Origin of the sequence: Streptomyces sp. NPDC086989, assembly GCF_044745505.1 — a bacterium.
Lineage (GTDB): Bacteria > Actinomycetota > Actinomycetes > Streptomycetales > Streptomycetaceae > Streptomyces.
This window is the reverse complement of record NZ_JBIVAL010000010.1, coordinates 231,701-247,754: the sequence shown is the minus strand read 5'-3', so window position 1 is coordinate 247,754 and position 16,054 is coordinate 231,701. Positions and strand designations below refer to the sequence as shown.

Sequence of the window (16,054 nt, the reverse complement as noted above, 5' to 3'; positions counted from 1 at the left end):
GACCGGATCAACTCCTCGCCGTCTGCTTCGCCACCGGACGCGTGCCCGGTGGCGTGAAGCTCACCCTACGACGGAGCGTGCGCCTCCAAGTCGGGCGGGAGGGACGCAATTCGGGCACAGGATTCCACCATCAGCCGTTCCACGTCGTCGAGTCGGCGGTGGTTTTCCACCGATTTGGCCAGGGCGAGGGCCGCGGTCTGCACGGTCAGGGCCCGGGCCGCGAGGTCCAGTTCCGGCCAGGGGTCGGAGCCGGGCGGCCCGGCCGCGGGCCCGCCGTCGGCGCGATAGGAGTCGAGGAAGGTGACCCAGGTGCCGGTGTCGAGCAGGCCGGCGGCGTACCAGGCGGCGGGCCGGGCCAGATCCCAGGCGGGGGTCCCGATGCCGAGGTCGTCGACGTCGATGAGCCGCCAGCCCCCGTCGGGGCCGGGGCCCCGCACCAACTGCCCGAGGTGCAGGTCCCCGTGGCACAACGCCCCACCCCGGGGCGCCGGCGCCTCCCCCCGCACCCAGGCGGGCAGGGTCCGCGCGGCGGCCCGGACGAGGTCGCCGGCCGGGCGGCCCTCTGCGGGGCCGGGGACGAGGGCGGGCCCGGTACGCGTCGTCCCCGCGGCGCCCCGGGCCCCGGCGGGCCCGCCGGCGGCCGGGGCGGCCCCATCGGCGGTGGCGGACGCGGCGGCGGATGCGGATGCGGAGGCAGCTGCCGCCGAGGCGGCTCCCCCGGCCGTCGGGCCGCGACCACCGGCCCGGTCAGGTGCCGTCGCCCGGTCAGGTGCCGTCGCCCGGTCAGGTGCCGTCGCCCGGTCGAGCCGGCGCAGGGCGCGGGCCAGTTTGGCGGGGCCGCGCATCGGCGGGACCGGGCCCGGAAGCCGGTGCACCGGCACCTGGTGCAGGGCCGCCAGCAGTCGCCCCGCCGCCTCCCAGGGGGCGTCCCCGGGGCGCTCCGGGTCGACCGGGACCCCGTACGGCCAGAGGGACACGGGGCGGCCGCCGAGGAAGCCGACCTCGGGGCGCAGTGGGGCCAGCAACACCCCGGCCAGCGCCTCGTCCGCGGCGATGCGCATGCGCACGGCGAGGCCCGCGCGGTCGCTGTCCCCGGCGTGCGCCTTGGCGACGACGTCGCCGCAGCGCACGACGGTGCCGTCCTCCCGCTCCGCGAGCAGCTCGTACGGGGTGTCGTGCCGCCCCGCGCCGGCGTACGCCGCGAGGGCGGCGGGCAGTGGCTCCTGGTTCATCGGGCTCCGCGGCTCCCCTCACTGGCGTCTCGGGAGCAGGTTACGCAGCTGCGGGACGGCATGAAAAAGGGTGTTGCCCGTCCGACTCCCCAGTCGGACGGGCAACACCCTTCTCCTGCCGTCCGTCGCGCCCCCGTCCCCACGGGGTTCGACAGGCCGATGTCCCGGCCCGGGCCGCTCTCCCGGGCCCGGGGCGCCGCTCAGCGCCCCAGCATCACGCCCACGGACGACGCCTGTGCCGCCACCTGGTCGAATCCTCCGAAGAGGAAGAGCAGGAGGGCGGCCAGGGGGAGCACCATGGCCGCGGCCACCAGTGGATGGCGGGTGCCGGACTCATGGCCGTTGAACGCGAATGCCTTGCGTCCGTGCCGCGTGATGTCCGCCATGACCCTCTCCCTGTCGGTTGGCAGCGGCGGGCTCGTGACCTCGGGGGACGAGTGCGCCACCCGCCGCTTGTCTTCAACACTAGGTGTGCGCAGGGCCCCTGGCGTCCTGCCCTCGTACCGCTTGGCAGGCCTCCGGGAGGATGACGGGACCACCCCGCACGTACTCCCCTGGGTGGAGACCGCTCACCCGTCCTGGGGGTCTTCCCGGAGGGGATGACCGGAGGGTAGTGAGTTCGCTCACTTCCGTCACCCCCCGCGCATGCGTGTCGGCCGACGGGGTACGCACAAGATCCACCCCGCGCGCCCGCCCGGCGCACGCGCCCCCGCCCTCCGCGTGCCCGGCGCACCACCCGCGCAGGCGCCCCAATCCCCTTGAGCCGAGGGCCTTTTGGCCGAACCGACAAGTGCCTTGCGGGCAGGGGTCCGTGCGGGTGAGGAACCCTCAAGTGGGTTGTGCCGCACTGACGATCGAATCCTCCGGCGAGGGCGCGGCCTCTGAGCGCTCGTGGCGGATGGTCCGTAAGCTGTGGCACGTCAACAGGACGACCGGGCAGCGGGGTGGACATGGCGATGATGCGGCTCCGGCGCGAGGACCCGCGTGTCGTCGGCTCATTCAGGCTGCACCGACGGCTCGGTGCCGGCGGTATGGGCGTGGTCTACCTGGGATCGGACCGGCGCGGACAGCGTGTCGCGCTGAAGGTGATCCGGCCGGATCTGGCCGAGGACCAGGAGTTCCGCTCGCGCTTCGCGCGCGAGGTGTCCGCCGCCCGGCGGATCCGCGGCGGGTGCACCGCGCGCCTCGTGGCCGCGGACCTGGAGGCGGAGCGCCCGTGGTTCGCCACGCAGTACGTGCCCGGCCCGTCCCTGCACGACAAGGTGGCCGAGGAGGGCCCCCTCACGGCCGCGCAGATCGCCGCGATCGGCGCCGCGCTCTCCGAGGGGCTGGTCGCCGTGCACGAGGCGGGGGTCGTCCACCGCGATCTCAAGCCCTCGAACATTCTTCTGTCCCCCAAGGGCCCGCGGATCATCGACTTCGGGATCGCATGGGCGACCGGGGCGAGCACTCTCACCCATGTGGGTACGGCCGTCGGCTCCCCCGGCTTCCTCGCTCCCGAGCAGGTGCGGGGGGCCGCGGTCACCCCGGCCACGGACGTCTTCGCGCTGGGAGCCACCCTGGCCTACGCGGCGACCGCCGACTCGCCCTTCGGGCACGGCAGTTCCGAGGTCATGCTGTACCGGGTGGTGCACGAGGAGCCGCATCTGGTCGGTGTCCCGGACGCGCTGGCGCCGCTCGTACAGGCCTGCCTGGCCAAGGACCCCGAGGAGCGGCCCAGCACGCTCCAGCTGTCGATGCGGCTGAAGGAGATCGCGGCCCGCGAGGCGCAGGGGCTGTCCGACGGCCGCCCGCCGGCCCAGCGGGCGCGGGTCGAGCGGCCCGCCGGGCGGCCGGCGGAGCGGGCCGACGCGTACGCGGACCAGCGCACGGAGCGCCGTACGGGCGGCACGCCCACGCCCCACGCACCGGACCAGGGTCACGGCCACGGCGGTCACGGGCACGGCGGCCAGGCCGGGGCGGGCAAGGGCCCGCACAGCGGTCCGCACGCCCGCCCTTCGTCCTCGCGGAACCCGGGCGGCCCGTCCTCCCGGCCGACGGCGGGACGTACCGGCGGCCGCCAGGCCCCGCGTACGACGGGGGCGGGGCGCCGCCCCTCCCGGCCGGACCCCCGGCTGATGCGGCAGCGGCTGATCGTGTTCGTCGTGGTGACGCTGATCGTCGCACTGGGCATCGCGGCCGCCCAGAAGATCTAGATCTCCGGAAGGTCCGGGAGCGGGCTGCGGGGCGGGCGGGTGGCGTAGAAGGCCACCGCCGAGGCCGCGGCCACGTTCAGGGAGTCGATCCCCTCGGCCATCGGGATCCGCACCCACTCGTCGGCGGCGCGCAGCGCGTACGTGGACAGGCCGTGCCCCTCGGAGCCGAGCATGATCGCGGAGCGTTCGAAGCGCTCCGGCGGGACCTGGTCCAGCGGTGTGGCCTTCTCGCTCGGCGTCATCGCCAGGATCCGGTAGCCCGCCTCGCGGACCTTCTCCAGGTCGGCGGGCCACTGGTCCAGGCGTGCGTACGGGACCGAGAAGACGGACCCCATCGAGACCTTGATGGCGCGCCGGTAGAGCGGGTCCGCGCAGTCCGGGGAGAGCAGTATCGCGCTGATGCCGAGGGCGGCGGCACTGCGGAACGCGGCGCCCAGGTTGGCGTGGTCGACGAAGCCCTCGAAGACGGCGATCCGGTGCCCGGTCCCCTCCCCCGCGAGCAGTTCGGCGGCCGCGGGCAGCGGCTTGCGCTGCATGGAGGCGAGGGCGCCGCGGTGCACGTGGTAGCCGGTGACGCGTTCGGCGAGCTCCGGGGTGACGGCGTAGACCGGGGCCGGGAGCTCGTCGATGACGTCGCGCATGACGTCGACCCACTTCGCGGAGAGCAGCATCGAGCGCATCTCGTACCCGGCGTCCTTGGCGCGTCTGATGACCTTCTCGCCCTCGGCGATGAAGAGGCCCTCCTCGGGCTCGCGCCGGCGCCGGAGTTCGACGTCGGTCAGGCCCGTGTAGTCGCGCAGGCGCGGGTCGTCGGGGTCTTCGACGGTGATGAGATCAGCCACAGGGTGATACTGCCTTGTCCGGGGTGTGGTGCCAACGGCCGTGCCGGGCGCGGGTGTTTCAGGCGGCGGGGGTGCCCGCGTTGACGACCTCGCCGATCACGATGACCGCGGGCGGACGGATCTCCTCCGCCCGTACGGTCTCGCCGACGGTCGCGAGGGTGGCGTCCACCCGGCGCTGGGTGGCGGTGGTGCCCTCCTGGACGACCGCGACCGGGGTGTCCGCGGAGCGGCCGTGCCGGACCAGGGCCTCGGCGATCAGGCCGATCTTGTCGACGCCCATCAGGATCACCAGGGTGCCGGTGAGCCGTGCGAGGGCGGCCCAGTCCACCAGGGAACGCGGGTCGTCCGGGCCGACGTGGCCGCTGACCACGGTGAACTCGTGCGCCACACCGCGGTGGGTGACCGGGATGCCGGCGGCGCTCGGCACCGAGATGGAGCTGGAGATGCCGGGTACGACGGTGCAGGCGATGCCCGCCTCGGCGAGGGCGTGGAGCTCCTCCATGCCGCGGCCGAAGACGTAGGGGTCGCCGCCCTTGAGACGGACGACGGCCTTCCCGGCCTTCGCGTGCTCGATCAGGGCGTTGTTGATGGCCTCCTGGGCCATGTAGCGGCCGTACGGGATCTTCGCGGCGTCGATGACCTCGACGTGCGGCGGGAGTTCGTCGAGCAGGTCGCGCGGGCCGAGCCGGTCGGCGATGACCACGTCGGCCTCGGCGAGGAGACGGCGCCCGCGGACGGTGATCAGGTCGGGGTCGCCGGGACCGCCGCCGACGAGGGCGACGCCGGGGGTGTGCGGGCGGGCGGCCGTCAGGGAGCCGTCACGCAGCCCCTCCACGACGGCGTCGCGCACGGCGGCGGAACGGCGCGGGTCGTTGCCGCTGAGGACGGCGACGGTCACGCCCTCGACGCGCCCGGTGGCCGGCGTCCACGCGGTGGCCGCATCGGCGTCGTCGGCGCGCACGCACCAGACCCGGCGGGCCTCGGCCTCGGCGGAGGCGGCGTCGTTGGCGGCCCGGTCCCGGGTGGCGATCAGCGCGTACCAGGCACCGTCCAGGTCGCCGTCCTGGTAGCGGCGGCGCTCCCAGCGGATCTCGCCCGTCTCCGCCATGGCGTCCACGGAGGGCGTCGCGGACGGCGAGATCAGCAGGACGTCGGCGCCGGCCGCGACGAGCGCGGGCAGCCGGCGCTGGGCGACCTGACCGCCGCCGATGACGACGACGCGGCGGCCGGCGAGGCGGAGTCCTACGGGGTAGGCGGGGTGTGCCGGGTGTGCCATGGCGGGTGGGCTCCTGGTGCGGCGGGTCCTTGCCGCTGCTGCGCTGGAGCGGCTTGTCTGCTACTGACGTGCGGTTTCGCTGTCCGGGTCAACGATACGACGCGGTGGGGAGGGTCAGGGGCGGCCGCCGAGCGACGGCCGCCCCCGTCCCCGCCTCCGGCTCACTTCTCGGTGACTCCGGCGGAGTCGAAGGTGGCGACCTCGTGCATCGCGCGGGCCGCGCTCTGGACCAGCGGGAGGGCCAGCAGGGCGCCCGTGCCCTCGCCCAGGCGCAGGTCGAGGTCCACGAGCGGTCGCAGGCCGAGCTTGTTCAGGGCCGCGACGTGTCCCGGCTCCGCACTGCGGTGGCCGGCGATGCACGCCGACAGCGATTCGGGGGCGATGGCGCGGGCGACCAGGGCCGCCGCGCCCGCGCTGACGCCGTCCAGGATGACCGGTGTACGGAGCGAGGCCCCGCCCAGCAGGAGGCCGACGATCGCCGCGTGCTCCAGGCCGCCGATGGCCGCGAGGACGCCGACCGGGTCGGCCGGATCCGGCTGGTGCAGCTCCAGCGCGCGGCGCACGACCTCGACCTTGCGGGCGTGCGTCTCGTCGTTGATGCCGGTGCCGCGGCCGGTGACCTCCGCCGGGTCGACCCCGGTGAAGACCGAGATGAGGGCCGCGGAGACCGTCGTGTTGGCGATGCCCATCTCGCCGGTGAGGAGGGCCTTGTTCCCCGCGGCGACCAGGTCGCGGGCCGTCTCGATGCCCACCTCGATGGCGGCGACGGCCTCTTCGCGGGTCATCGCCGGGCCGGTGGAGAGGTCGGCCGTGCCGGGGCGGACCTTGCGCGGGAGCAGGCCCGGGGTGGCCGGGAGCTCGCCCGCGACGCCGACGTCGATGACGCAGACCTCCGCGCCCACCTGGTTGGCGAACGCGTTGCAGACCGCTCCGCCGCCCAGGAAGTTGGCGACCATCTGCGTGGTGACCTCCTGGGGCCACGGGGTGACGCCCTGGGCGTGCACGCCGTGGTCGCCGGCGAAGATCGCGACTGCGGCCGGCTCGGGGATCGGCGGCGGGCAGACCCGGGAGAGACCGCTGAGCTGGGCGGAGATGATTTCGAGCATGCCCAGCGCCCCGGCGGGCTTGGTCATGCGCTTCTGGCGCTCCCACGCCTCGCCCAGCGCCTTCGCGTCGAGCGGGCGGATGCTGGCGACCGTCTCCGAGAGCAGGTCGTGCGGCTCCTCGCCGGGCAGCGCGCGGCGCCCGTACGTCTCCTCGTGCACGACCCACGCCAGCGGCCGGCGCTTCGACCAGCCGGCCTGGGCCAGCTCGGGCTCCTCGGGGAACTCGTCGACGTAGCCGACGCACAGGTAGGCGACGACTTCGAGGTGTTCCGGCAGGCCGAGCTCGCGGACCATCTCGCGCTCGTCGAAGAAGCTGACCCAGCCGACGCCGAGGCCCTCGGCGCGGGCGGCGAGCCAGAGGTTCTCGACCGCGAGGGCCGAGGAGTACGGGGCCATCTGCGGCTGGGTGTGCCGGCCGAGGGTGTGGCGGCCGCCGCGGGTGGGATCGGCGGTGACCACGATGTTCACCGGGGTGTCGAGGATGGCCTCGATCTTGAGTTCCTTGAACTGCTTCGCCCGCCCCTTGGGCAGCGACTTCGCGTAGGCCTCGCGCTGGCGCTGGGCGAGCTCGTGCATCGTCCGGCGGGTCTCCGCCGAGCGGATGACGACGAAGTCCCAGGGCTGGGAGTGGCCCACGCTGGGCGCGTGGTGCGCGGCCTCCAGGACGCGGAGCAGCACCTCGTGCGGGATGGGGTCGGTGCGGAAGCCGTTGCGGATGTCGCGGCGCTCGCGCATGACGCGCAGGACGGCCTCGCGCTCGGCGTCGGCGTACGCGGGGGCCGCCTCGCCCGGGGAGGGCTCCGGGACGGGCTCGGAGGCGGCCTCGGGTTCGGGAGCGGCCTCGGCGGCGGGCTCGGGCGCCTGCCCGGGCGTCTCGACGGCCACCTCGTCGGCCACCGGAGCGGCGACGGGCGCGGCCTCGGGCTCGGTCGCCGGCAGGGGCGCGGCCTCGGCCTCGGGACGGACGATCACGGCGTCGGCGACGGGTTCCGCCGCTTCCGGTGCGGGTTCCGGGGCGACCGGGGCCGCGGGGGCCTCGGGGGCGGCCTGCTCCACGGCCACGGCGGCGGGCTCCGCCGCGGCGGGCGCTTCGGGGGTCTCGGGGGCCTGGACCGCCGCGTCCGCGGGCGCGGCCTCGGGCTGCGGCTCGGCGGCCGCGGCCTGCACCGCCACGGCCTCCGCGACGGGGTCGGGCCCGGCGGCGACCACGGGCGCTTCCACCGCCGGGGCCTCGACGGGCACGGCCTCGACGGGCACGGCGTCGGCCACGACCGGCTCCGGGGCGGCGGGGACGGCGGGCTCGGGCTCCACCACGGCGGCCGGCTCCGGCTCCGCGACCGGTGCCGCGACCGGCTCCGGGGCGGGCTCCGGCTGCGGGACCTGCGGGGCGGCGGGGGCTTCGGCGCCCACCGGTGCCCCGGGGACCGCGACGGGCTCGGAGGCGGCCACGGGCTGCGGGGCCGCCACGGGCTCGGGGGCGACCACCGGCTCGGGAGCGGCCACGGGCACCGGCTCCGCGGGCCACGGCGCACCGGCCTGCGGCGGGATCCCGCCGGGCTGCTGCGCGGCCGACGCGGCGGCGGCCTCGGGACTCGGGACGTCCAGGTACTCGGGACCGAGGGTCGGCGGTCCGGCCACCTGGACCGGAACCGGCGCCTCGGCGGCCGGCGCCGCGGCAGCCGCCGGGGCCACGGGCGCGCTCACCGCGGCCGCGACGGGCATGACCGGCGCCGCCGGAGCGGCGGCCGGGCCCCGGTCGGCGAGGGAGCGTACGACGCCGCCGGTGGCCTCGGGCACGGGCGGGCCCATGTGCAGGGGGCGGCGCGGGGCCGCGGCCGGGGCGGCGGGCGCGGCCACCGGGGCGGCCGCGGGCGGGGGGACCACGAGGCCGCCGAGGTCGAGCGCGCCGGAGTCGCGGCCGCCGGCCTCGTGCGCGCCGGCGCTGTACGAGGAGTCGGCGTAGGCGGCGTCGGGGAATCCGGGGTGGGCGGGCTCGGCGTAGGCGGCCGGCGCCTCGGGGTACTCGGCGTAGGGCGCGTCGCCGTAGGAGGTCTCGACGGGGAAGGCCGGCGCCGGCGGGACGACCTGCGGGTCGCTCCACGCGCCCTGGCCGCTCGGCATCAGCAGCAGTTCCTCGTCCTCCGGCTCGGCCGGGTCGTCCACGAGGTCCTGGAAGGCGTAGCCGCCCTGGACGGGCGCCGGATGCTGGACCGGAGCGGGAATGCCCTGCTGATCCACCATGCCCGCATTGTCCGGGAGACCCTCGCCCGGTACCTGGCCGGTGTCAGTCATGCGTACCCCTCGCCCATCGGTTTTGCCTCTTCGATCGCCCGGCCCCCCACGAGGCCGCCGGGCGGCTTTGCCGTGCGGGGCTGCCGGGCGGCGTGTCCGTCTCCGCACACCCCGCGCGACAACCCGTAAGCATTGTCGCGCCCGTTCGCGACCATGGCGGCCATTACCGCCACGGTCCGCTGTGGACTGCGCCACGTCGCGCGTCTCGCGGTGCCGTCACCCCAGGTCAAACCGGGGCAGCACGGCCAGGTCGGTACGACGATCGGCCAGCCTACCCCGGCCTCCGCGTCAGCGGTTCACGGGGCGTTCGGCTGCCAGGAGGAAGACGACGGAACGGTCCTGTTCACCCCACGTACGGGTGTCCAGGCCCACCGACTGGAGGAGCGCGCACTCGACGGTGTAGCCGCCCTCGGTGAGCGCACGTCCGATCGCCTCCGCCTCGTCGCGAGTGGAGGCGTGGCTGACGATCCGTTCGGGGCGGCGGTCGGCGACCGCCCGGGCCACCTCGGCTCCCCCGCCGCCGACGCGGACGACGTCGGGTTCGGGGAGGTCCTCCAGCACGTGCGGCGCGCGGCCCGCGACGACTTGGAGCTGTACGCCCCGCTCGCGGGCGGCGGCGGTTGCCCGCTCGCAGGCCCGTGGGTCGGCGTCGACGGCGATGACGGCCGCGCCGAACGCGGCGGCTTCCACGGCGAGGGCTCCGGAGCCGGTGCCGATGTCCCAGACGAGGTCGCCGGTGCGCGGGCCGAGCCGGGCGAGCTGGGCTGCGCGCAGCTGCGCCGACTCCCCCTCACCGGTGCCGGGCGCGGGGCGGGCCCAGCCACGGGGGCCGCTCTGGGCGGGGGTCTGACCGAGGAGCCATGCCGGTTCGGCGGCTGCGGAGGGGGTGGCGGCGGAGGCCTGTCCGCCGATGACGATCACGACGTTGGGGTCGCGCCAGCTGTGGTCGGCGACCCGGTCGGAGGTCAGGACGCTCACCTGTTCTCGGGCGGTGCCGAGCTCCTCGCAGATGACGAAGGTGCGGTGGACCCCCCCGAGCAGCAGGGCGAGTTCGGCGGGGCCGGCGCCGGGCGAGGTGAGGACGGCGACCTTGGGGTGGGCGCGGCAGACGTTGACGGCGCGGCGCAGCGTGCGGGGGTGGGCGACGACGACCTGGGCGTCGTCCCAGGGCATGCCGGCGCGGGCGAAGGCGGCGGCGACGGAGGACACGGCGGGGACGACCTCGACCTCCAGGCCGTGCTCCGGGGCGCGCAGGGTGCGTACGGCGCCGAAGAAGCCGGGGTCGCCGTCGGCGAAGACGACGGCGGTGCCGCGGTGGCCGGCGATGCGGCGGGCGGCGAGGCCGAGGCTGCCCAGGCGGATGCGTTCGGCGGTGGGCGGGACCTCGGGGAGTGCGAGGTGGTGTCCGGCGCCGGCCACGAGGGTGGCGGCGGAGAGCGCGGACCGGGCGGCCGCGGTCAGGGGCGAGCCGTCCCAGCCGATCACCGTGACCCGGTCGGCCATCGTCGTCAGTCTCCTGGTGTGGGGGCGGGCGGAGCTTCGCCGGCGGGGGCGGGCACGGTGAGACTACCTGGTCATCGGGTCAGCTCCAGTCGGCGCCGACGGCGTAGCCACCGGCGCCCGCCTGTGCTCCGCGGCCGTATCCGTAGCCGTCCCGGCCGTAGCCGTCCCGGCCGTACGCGTCGTGGCCGTTGTAGCCGTCCGCGTCGCCCATGTCCTCCATGTCCTCCATGTCCTCGGGGAGGAGGCTCCAGACGATGAGGTCGGTGCGGGTGTCCGCCCAGGAGCCGTCGGGGTTCTGGGTCCGTACCAGCCACGCGTTGCGCAGGACGCCCTCGCTGATGCAGCCGATCTTCTGGGCCACTTGCTGGGAGGCGGTGTTGTCGGCGGCGGTGCGCAGTTCGAGGCGTTCGAAGCCCTGGTCACGGAAGAGCCATTGGGCGACGGCGAGCACGGACTCGCTGGCGTAGCCCTCGCCGCGGGCCCAGGGGGCGGTGACGTAGCCGACCTCGGTGCTGAGGGTGCGCCAGTTGGTGTTGCGGAGGTGCACGATGCCGACGAGGCGCTGGGTGAGGAACTCGGCGACGGCGAAGACGATGCCCCTGCCCTCGGTGCGCTCCGCGTGGGAGTGCCGGGTGGCCCAGGCGTGGGCGTCGGCGTGGGTGTAGGGGTGCGGTGCGGAGGTCCAGGCGGTGACGTGCTCGTCGTTCATCATCTCGGCGAGCGCGGTGACGTCCTCCCCGTCGAAGGGGCGCAGCACCAGCCGGTCCGTGCTGATGGTGACGTCCGGGAAGGTGGTAGTCATGCGCAGCTCCATGCCGTTGCTGGACCTTTGTGCGGGCCGTAGGCACAGCATGCAGCATCGACGGGGGGATGTGGCGGCCGGGTTGCCCGGAAGCGGGCAGCGTTCGGCCCCGTACGCCCGGCGGGCGGTACGGGGCCGGACAGCGGGATGGGGATCAGGCCTGCGGGGTGCCGAAGGCCGGGACGATCGAGCCCTGGTACTTGTCCTCGATGAACTTCTTGACCTCGTCGGAGTTCAGGAGCTTGGCGAGCTTCTCGATCCGCGGGTCCTTCTCGTGGCCGGCCTTCACCGCGAGGAAGTTGGCGTACGGGTTGCCCTCGGCCTTCTCCAGGACGAGCGCGTCCTTGGCGGGCGAGAGCTTGGCCTCCAGGGCGTAGTTGCCGTTGATGACCGCGGCGTCCACGTCGTTCAGGGCGCGCGGGACCGTGGCGGCCTCCAGCTCCTTGAACTCCAGGCCCTTCTTGTCGGTGATGTCCGACAGCTTGGCGCTGGTGCCGACGCCTTCCTTGAGGGTGATCAGGTTGTTCGCGGCGAGCAGCTGGAGCGCGCGGCCCTCGTTGGTGGTGTCGTTGGGGACGGCGACGGTCTGGCCGGCCTTGAGGTCGGTGAGGGCCTTGACCTTCTTGGAGTAGAGGCCGAGGGGCTCCAGGTGCACGTTCACGACGGGCACGATGTGGGTGCCGTTCTTCTTGTTGAAGTCGTCGAGGTACGGCTTGTGCTGGAAGTAGTTGCCGTCGACCTGGCCCTGCTCGGTGGCGGTGTTGGGGAGCACGTAGTCCGTGAACTCCTTCACCTCCAGCTTGAGGCCCTCCTTGGCCGCGAGCTTGTCCTTCACGAAGTTGAGGACGTCGGCGTGCGGGCTCGGGGAGGCCGCGATGACGAGGGGCTTGCTCTCGTCGGCCTTGCCGCCGTCGGCCTTGGTGGAGGACGGGTCCGAGGAGCTGCCGCAGGCGGTGAGGCCGAGGGCGAGCGCGGCGGAGGCGGCGGCGAAGGCGGTGACCTTGATGTTCTTACGCACGAAGAGTGCCTTTCATTGCGGTGCAAGTGCGCAGGTCGTGCGCGGTTCTTGCGGGTGGTGGCCCAAGCACGACAAGTGCGGGCTTTCTGGGGTGGGGAAATCCGGTGGGGCCCGCGGGCCTCAGGTGGTCCGGCCGCGGCGGGCGAGGAGGCGTACCGCGCCGTCGCCGATCAGCTGGATCACCGTGACGACGGCGATCAGGACCACGACGGTGGCGAGCATGAAGCCGGTCTCGAAGCGCTGGAAGCCGTAGGTGATGGCCTTGGAGCCGAGGCCTTCGCCGCCGACCGCGCCGGCCATGGCGGAGTAGCCGATCAGCGTGATCAGGGTGGTGGTGACGGCGGCGACCAGGGAGGGCAGGGCCTGCGGGAGGAGCACCTTGCCGACCAGGGTGGGGACCCCGCCGCCCATCGACTCGACGGCCTCGATCAGGCCGTGGTCCACCTCGCGGACGGCCGTCTCGACGAGGCGGGCGAAGAAGGGGATGGCGCCGATGGCGAGCGGGACGATCATGGCGGTGGGGCCGATGAAGGTGCCGACGACGGCGGTCGTGACCGGGATCAGGGCGATCAGCAGGATGATGAACGGCAATGAGCGGCCTATGTTCACGATCACGCCGAGGACCTTGTTGAGCGGCCGGTTCTGCAGCAGGCCGCCCTTGTCGGTGAGGACGAGGAGGATGCCGAGGGGCAGTCCGCCGAGAACGGTCACCAGCGTGGACCACAGCACCATGTAGAGGGTGTCGTACGTGCCCTGGGTGAGCAGGGGCTGCATCTCGGACCAGGTCATCGGGCACCGTCCTTGACCAGTTCGGCCAGCTCGTTGTCGATCTCGTCGACGACGTCGACCTGGAGGCCCTGCTCGCGCAGGAAGCCCACCGGCACGACGTTGTCCTCGTAGCGGCCCGGCAGCTCGATGCGCATGCGGCCGATCTGGCGTCCCGCGACGGTGTCCATCGCGGCGCCGAGGATCGAGATGTCGATGTTGTACGTCCGCGACAGCTGGGAGATGACCGGCTGGGTCGCGGCGTCGCCGTGGAAGGTGACGTCGATGACCGTGCGGTCGGGGCCGGTGGCGGCGCCGCTGACGGGGAAGAGTTCGCCGGCGAGCTCGGAGCCGGGGGTGGCGAGCAGTTCGGCGACGGTGCCGGACTCGATGATCCGGCCCTGCTTCATGAGGGCGGCCGAGTCGCAGACGGTCTTGACGACGTCCATCTCGTGGGTGATGAGCAGGACGGTCAGGCCGAGCTGCTGGTTGAGGTCGCGCAGCAGCTGGAGGATCGAGCGGGTGGTCTCGGGGTCCAGGGCGCTGGTGGCCTCGTCGGAGAGGAGCACCTTGGGGTCGCCGGCCAGGGCGCGGGCGATGCCGACGCGCTGCTTCTGGCCGCCGGAGAGCTGTCCGGGGTAGGCCTTGGCCTTGTCGGCGAGACCGACGAGGTCGAGGAGTTCGAGGGCCTTGCGGGAGCGCTCGCGGCCGGAGACGCCGAGGATCTCCAGGGGCAGTTCGACGTTGCCCTGGACGGTGCGCGAGGACAGCAGGTTGAAGTGCTGGAAGACCATGCCGATGCGGCTGCGGGCCTCGCGGAGTTCCTTGCCGGCGCGGCGGCCGCGGCCGGCCAGCGCGGTGAGGTCGACGCCGTCGACGGTGACCGTGCCGGTGGTGGGGCGCTCCAGCAGGTTCACGCAGCGGATCAGGGAGGACTTTCCGGCGCCGCTCTGGCCGATGACTCCGTAGACCTCGCCCTCGCGGACGTGCAGATCGACGCCGTCCAGGGCGGTGACCTCGCGGCCACGGGACTGGTAGACCTTCGTGAGGCCCGATGTGGTGATCACAGGATTTCCGTCGCTGTCGAGTGCGCGGCGCAGCGGGCTGCCGGGCACGGGGCAAACATCTGGGGACGCGATACGGGGCGAACCGGGATTTATCGGCGGTTCTCACGCATGCGCGGGGCAGGGAGCGATCCGGTCCGTACTGCTGTGCAGCGGTGGGGCGGACGGGCTCGGCCGGTCTCGCTTCGGGGCGCGAGACTCAGGAGAGGGGCCCTCAGAAGGCGCACATTCGACACATACAACGAGCACCGGGCGTCGTGGTCGCCTCGGTCGCAAGGGTGCGGCTGCTCGTCGTGGTCATGGGCCCAAGTAAAGCAGACGTATCCCTTCACCGATCAAAACTGTCCGCATAGCGGACGGATTCCGGCCGCATACCGGACAGCCCCGGTCACACCGGGACGCCCGCCGACATCACGGCCCGGCCCTGGCTGACCTGCACGGACACCGCCGCGAGGGGCCGGTGCGGCCGGGGCCGCGGGGGCCCCTCGCGGCGGGGCGGGCTGTGGTCAAGACCACGGCCCGGCGGACGGCGCGCCGGGGCGCCGCCCGCCGCGGCGGGACCCGGGGCCAGGGGTGAGGGCATCGGGCCTTTCGGCCCGTAATACCCTCGCTGCATGTTCGACGCCCTGACGGCCGCCCTCGGCGCGACCGCACTCGCCCTCGCCGCCTGGTGCGCATTCGCCGCCTGGCGGGACCAGCCGACCAAGGACTGGCACTTCATCGGCATGACCGTGGTGAGCGTGCTCGCGCTGGCCCAGCTGGTGATCGGGCTGGTGCAGCTGGGCCGGGGCGAGAAGGCCGACGAGGGTTCGGTGATCTTCGTGGCCTACCTGATCGGCGCCTTCGCCGCCGTCCCGGCCGCCGGACTGCTCTCTTTGACCGAGCGCACCAAGTGGGGCTCGGTGACGGTGGCCGCGGGTGCGGTCGTCCTCGCCGTGCTGGAAGTGCGCCTCTACGACATCTGGGGGACCCCCGGTGCCTGACACGACGACCACCCCCACGCCGGGGGAACGCAGGCGGCTGGTCTCCGGGCCGGGGCTGCTGCTGGTCTGGCTGTACGGGGTGATGGTGGTGGGCGCACTGTCGCGCTCGGTCTACCAGATCTCCACCGAGTTCGACCGGGCGCCGCTGGCGTACGCGCTGTCCGCCGCGGCGGCCCTGGTCTATGCCTTCATCACGTACTCGCTGGTGCGCGGCGGGGAGACGGCCCGCAGGGCGGCGCGGATCTGCTGCGCCGCCGAGCTGGCCGGCGTACTGGCCGTGGGCACCTGGACGCTGGTGCGCCCGGAGGCCTTCCCGGACGCCACCGTGTGGTCGGACTTCGGGATGGGCTACCTGTTCATCCCGGTGATCCTGCCGGTCACCGGGATGCTCTGGCTGCGCGCCAGGCGCTGAGCGTCAGGGCAGGGCCACACGCGCAGGCTTCACGCGCAGGCTTCACGCGCAGGCTTCAGGCACTGACGGCGAAGTCGGCCGCGTCGGTGGCCTCCTTCTCCAGGATCACCAGGCGTACGCCGTCGGAAGCGGTGCGGCCGCCGACCTGTACGTAGCCGGCCTTGCGGTAGAGGCGCAGGTTGGACTCGCTCTTGTGGCCGGTGTGCAGCCGGAAGCGGGTGGTCTCGCCGTGGCCGGCGAGGGCCTCCTCGACGGCGCGCAGCAGCCGGGCGCCGAGCCCGTGCCCCTGCAGGCGCGGGTGGACGCAGAGCTTGGCGATCTTGCCGGTGCCGTCCTCGTCGACGCTGCCGCGCACGGTGCCGACCACTTCGTCGCCGAGCCGGGCCACGAGCACCGTGTCCGACTCCAGCTCGGCCTTGAGGGAGTCGAGGGTCTGGGTGAGCGGCTGGATGAGGTAGTTGCCGTACAGCTCGGCCTCGCGCTGGAACGCCAGGTACTGCAGTTTGAGGATCTGCTCTGTGTCCCCGGCAGCTGCCGCCGAAATGGTCACGCTCATGCCCATGT

General features: G+C 74.1%; 14 protein-coding genes. 3 read left to right on the top strand and 11 right to left on the bottom strand.

Annotated features, from left to right (window positions below; genetic code table 11):
- Positions 1-65 precede the first annotated feature (65 nt).
- Together ACIPK4_RS25205 and ACIPK4_RS25200 are read right to left on the bottom strand one after the other, a co-directional pair.
- The gene (locus ACIPK4_RS25205) at positions 66-1,232 is read right to left on the bottom strand and encodes a phosphotransferase family protein (RefSeq protein WP_402316100.1); all 1,167 of its coding nucleotides are present in this window, start codon (positions 1,230-1,232) and stop codon (positions 66-68) included.
- A 200-nt stretch (positions 1,233-1,432) separates the two neighbouring features.
- Complete coding sequence (locus ACIPK4_RS25200; protein WP_030157329.1) at positions 1,433-1,618, bottom strand: hypothetical protein; 186 nt, start codon at positions 1,616-1,618, stop codon at positions 1,433-1,435.
- Positions 1,619-2,176: 558 nt separating this feature from the next.
- Here ACIPK4_RS25200 and ACIPK4_RS25195 point away from each other — a divergent pair.
- The gene (locus tag ACIPK4_RS25195; protein ID WP_402316098.1) at positions 2,177-3,427 is read left to right on the top strand and encodes a serine/threonine-protein kinase; all 1,251 of its coding nucleotides are present in this window, start codon (positions 2,177-2,179) and stop codon (positions 3,425-3,427) included.
- On the opposite strand, the gene ACIPK4_RS25190 is transcribed toward ACIPK4_RS25195, so the two are convergent.
- The 8 genes from ACIPK4_RS25190 to ACIPK4_RS25155 form a co-directional block, all read right to left on the bottom strand.
- Positions 3,424-4,269, bottom strand: coding sequence for an RNA methyltransferase (locus ACIPK4_RS25190; RefSeq protein WP_054223519.1), 846 nt, complete (start codon positions 4,267-4,269; stop codon positions 3,424-3,426). The two genes, ACIPK4_RS25195 and ACIPK4_RS25190, sit on opposite strands and share 4 nt — an antisense overlap.
- 58 nt (positions 4,270-4,327) lie before the next feature.
- Entirely contained in the window at positions 4,328-5,545 is a 1,218-nt protein-coding gene (gene cobA / locus ACIPK4_RS25185; protein ID WP_376205282.1) for a uroporphyrinogen-III C-methyltransferase, read from the bottom strand.
- A 161-nt stretch (positions 5,546-5,706) separates the two neighbouring features.
- Entirely contained in the window at positions 5,707-8,943 is a 3,237-nt protein-coding gene (gene cobT, locus ACIPK4_RS25180) for a nicotinate-nucleotide--dimethylbenzimidazole phosphoribosyltransferase (protein ID WP_402316096.1), read from the bottom strand.
- Between the two features lie 288 nt (positions 8,944-9,231).
- Entirely contained in the window at positions 9,232-10,446 is a 1,215-nt protein-coding gene (gene cbiE / locus ACIPK4_RS25175; protein ID WP_376202633.1) for a precorrin-6y C5,15-methyltransferase (decarboxylating) subunit CbiE, read from the bottom strand.
- A 79-nt stretch (positions 10,447-10,525) separates the two neighbouring features.
- Positions 10,526-11,248 (bottom strand): GNAT family N-acetyltransferase, encoded by a 723-nt coding sequence (locus tag ACIPK4_RS25170; RefSeq protein WP_402316093.1) that lies wholly within the window; start codon positions 11,246-11,248, stop codon positions 10,526-10,528.
- A gap of 154 nt (positions 11,249-11,402) precedes the next feature.
- Entirely contained in the window at positions 11,403-12,266 is an 864-nt protein-coding gene (locus tag ACIPK4_RS25165) for a MetQ/NlpA family ABC transporter substrate-binding protein (protein ID WP_402316091.1), read from the bottom strand.
- A 120-nt stretch (positions 12,267-12,386) separates the two neighbouring features.
- Positions 12,387-13,055 carry a methionine ABC transporter permease gene (locus ACIPK4_RS25160; RefSeq protein WP_402316089.1) on the bottom strand — a complete coding sequence of 223 codons (669 nt, stop codon included), beginning with the start codon at positions 13,053-13,055 and terminating at the stop codon, positions 12,387-12,389.
- Positions 13,052-14,098 (bottom strand): ATP-binding cassette domain-containing protein, encoded by a 1,047-nt coding sequence (locus ACIPK4_RS25155; protein ID WP_054226135.1) that lies wholly within the window; start codon positions 14,096-14,098, stop codon positions 13,052-13,054. The genes ACIPK4_RS25160 and ACIPK4_RS25155 overlap by 4 nt, the downstream gene beginning before the upstream one ends.
- A 611-nt stretch (positions 14,099-14,709) precedes the next feature.
- On the opposite strand from ACIPK4_RS25155, the gene ACIPK4_RS25150 reads away from it, so the two are divergent.
- Entirely contained in the window at positions 14,710-15,078 is a 369-nt protein-coding gene (locus ACIPK4_RS25150) for a hypothetical protein (RefSeq protein ID WP_402316087.1), read from the top strand.
- Complete coding sequence (locus tag ACIPK4_RS25145) at positions 15,071-15,490, top strand: hypothetical protein (RefSeq protein WP_402316085.1); 420 nt, start codon at positions 15,071-15,073, stop codon at positions 15,488-15,490. Before ACIPK4_RS25150 ends, ACIPK4_RS25145 begins: the two co-directional genes overlap by 8 nt.
- A 55-nt stretch (positions 15,491-15,545) precedes the next feature.
- Here ACIPK4_RS25145 and ACIPK4_RS25140 read toward each other — a convergent pair whose 3' ends face one another.
- Positions 15,546-16,052, bottom strand: a complete 507-nt coding sequence (locus ACIPK4_RS25140) for a GNAT family N-acetyltransferase (protein ID WP_054226132.1) — start codon at positions 16,050-16,052, stop codon at positions 15,546-15,548.
- Positions 16,053-16,054 lie beyond the last annotated feature (2 nt).

Bases quoted from the DNA above. Each gene is read 5' to 3' on its own strand.
- ACIPK4_RS25205 (WP_402316100.1), bottom strand. From the start codon at position 1,232: ATGAACCAGGAGCCACTGCCCGCCGCCCTCGCGGCGTACGCCGGCGCG.
- ACIPK4_RS25200 (WP_030157329.1), bottom strand. From the start codon at position 1,618: ATGGCGGACATCACGCGGCACGGACGCAAGGCATTCGCGTTCAACGGC.
- cobA (WP_376205282.1), bottom strand. From the start codon at position 5,545: ATGGCACACCCGGCACACCCCGCCTACCCCGTAGGACTCCGCCTCGCC.
- cobT (WP_402316096.1), bottom strand. From the start codon at position 8,943: ATGACTGACACCGGCCAGGTACCGGGCGAGGGTCTCCCGGACAATGCG.
- cbiE (WP_376202633.1), bottom strand. From the start codon at position 10,446: ATGGCCGACCGGGTCACGGTGATCGGCTGGGACGGCTCGCCCCTGACC.
- ACIPK4_RS25170 (WP_402316093.1), bottom strand. From the start codon at position 11,248: ATGACTACCACCTTCCCGGACGTCACCATCAGCACGGACCGGCTGGTG.
- ACIPK4_RS25160 (WP_402316089.1), bottom strand. From the start codon at position 13,055: ATGACCTGGTCCGAGATGCAGCCCCTGCTCACCCAGGGCACGTACGAC.
- ACIPK4_RS25150 (WP_402316087.1), top strand. From the start codon at position 14,710: ATGTTCGACGCCCTGACGGCCGCCCTCGGCGCGACCGCACTCGCCCTC.
- ACIPK4_RS25140 (WP_054226132.1), bottom strand. From the start codon at position 16,052: ATGGGCATGAGCGTGACCATTTCGGCGGCAGCTGCCGGGGACACAGAG.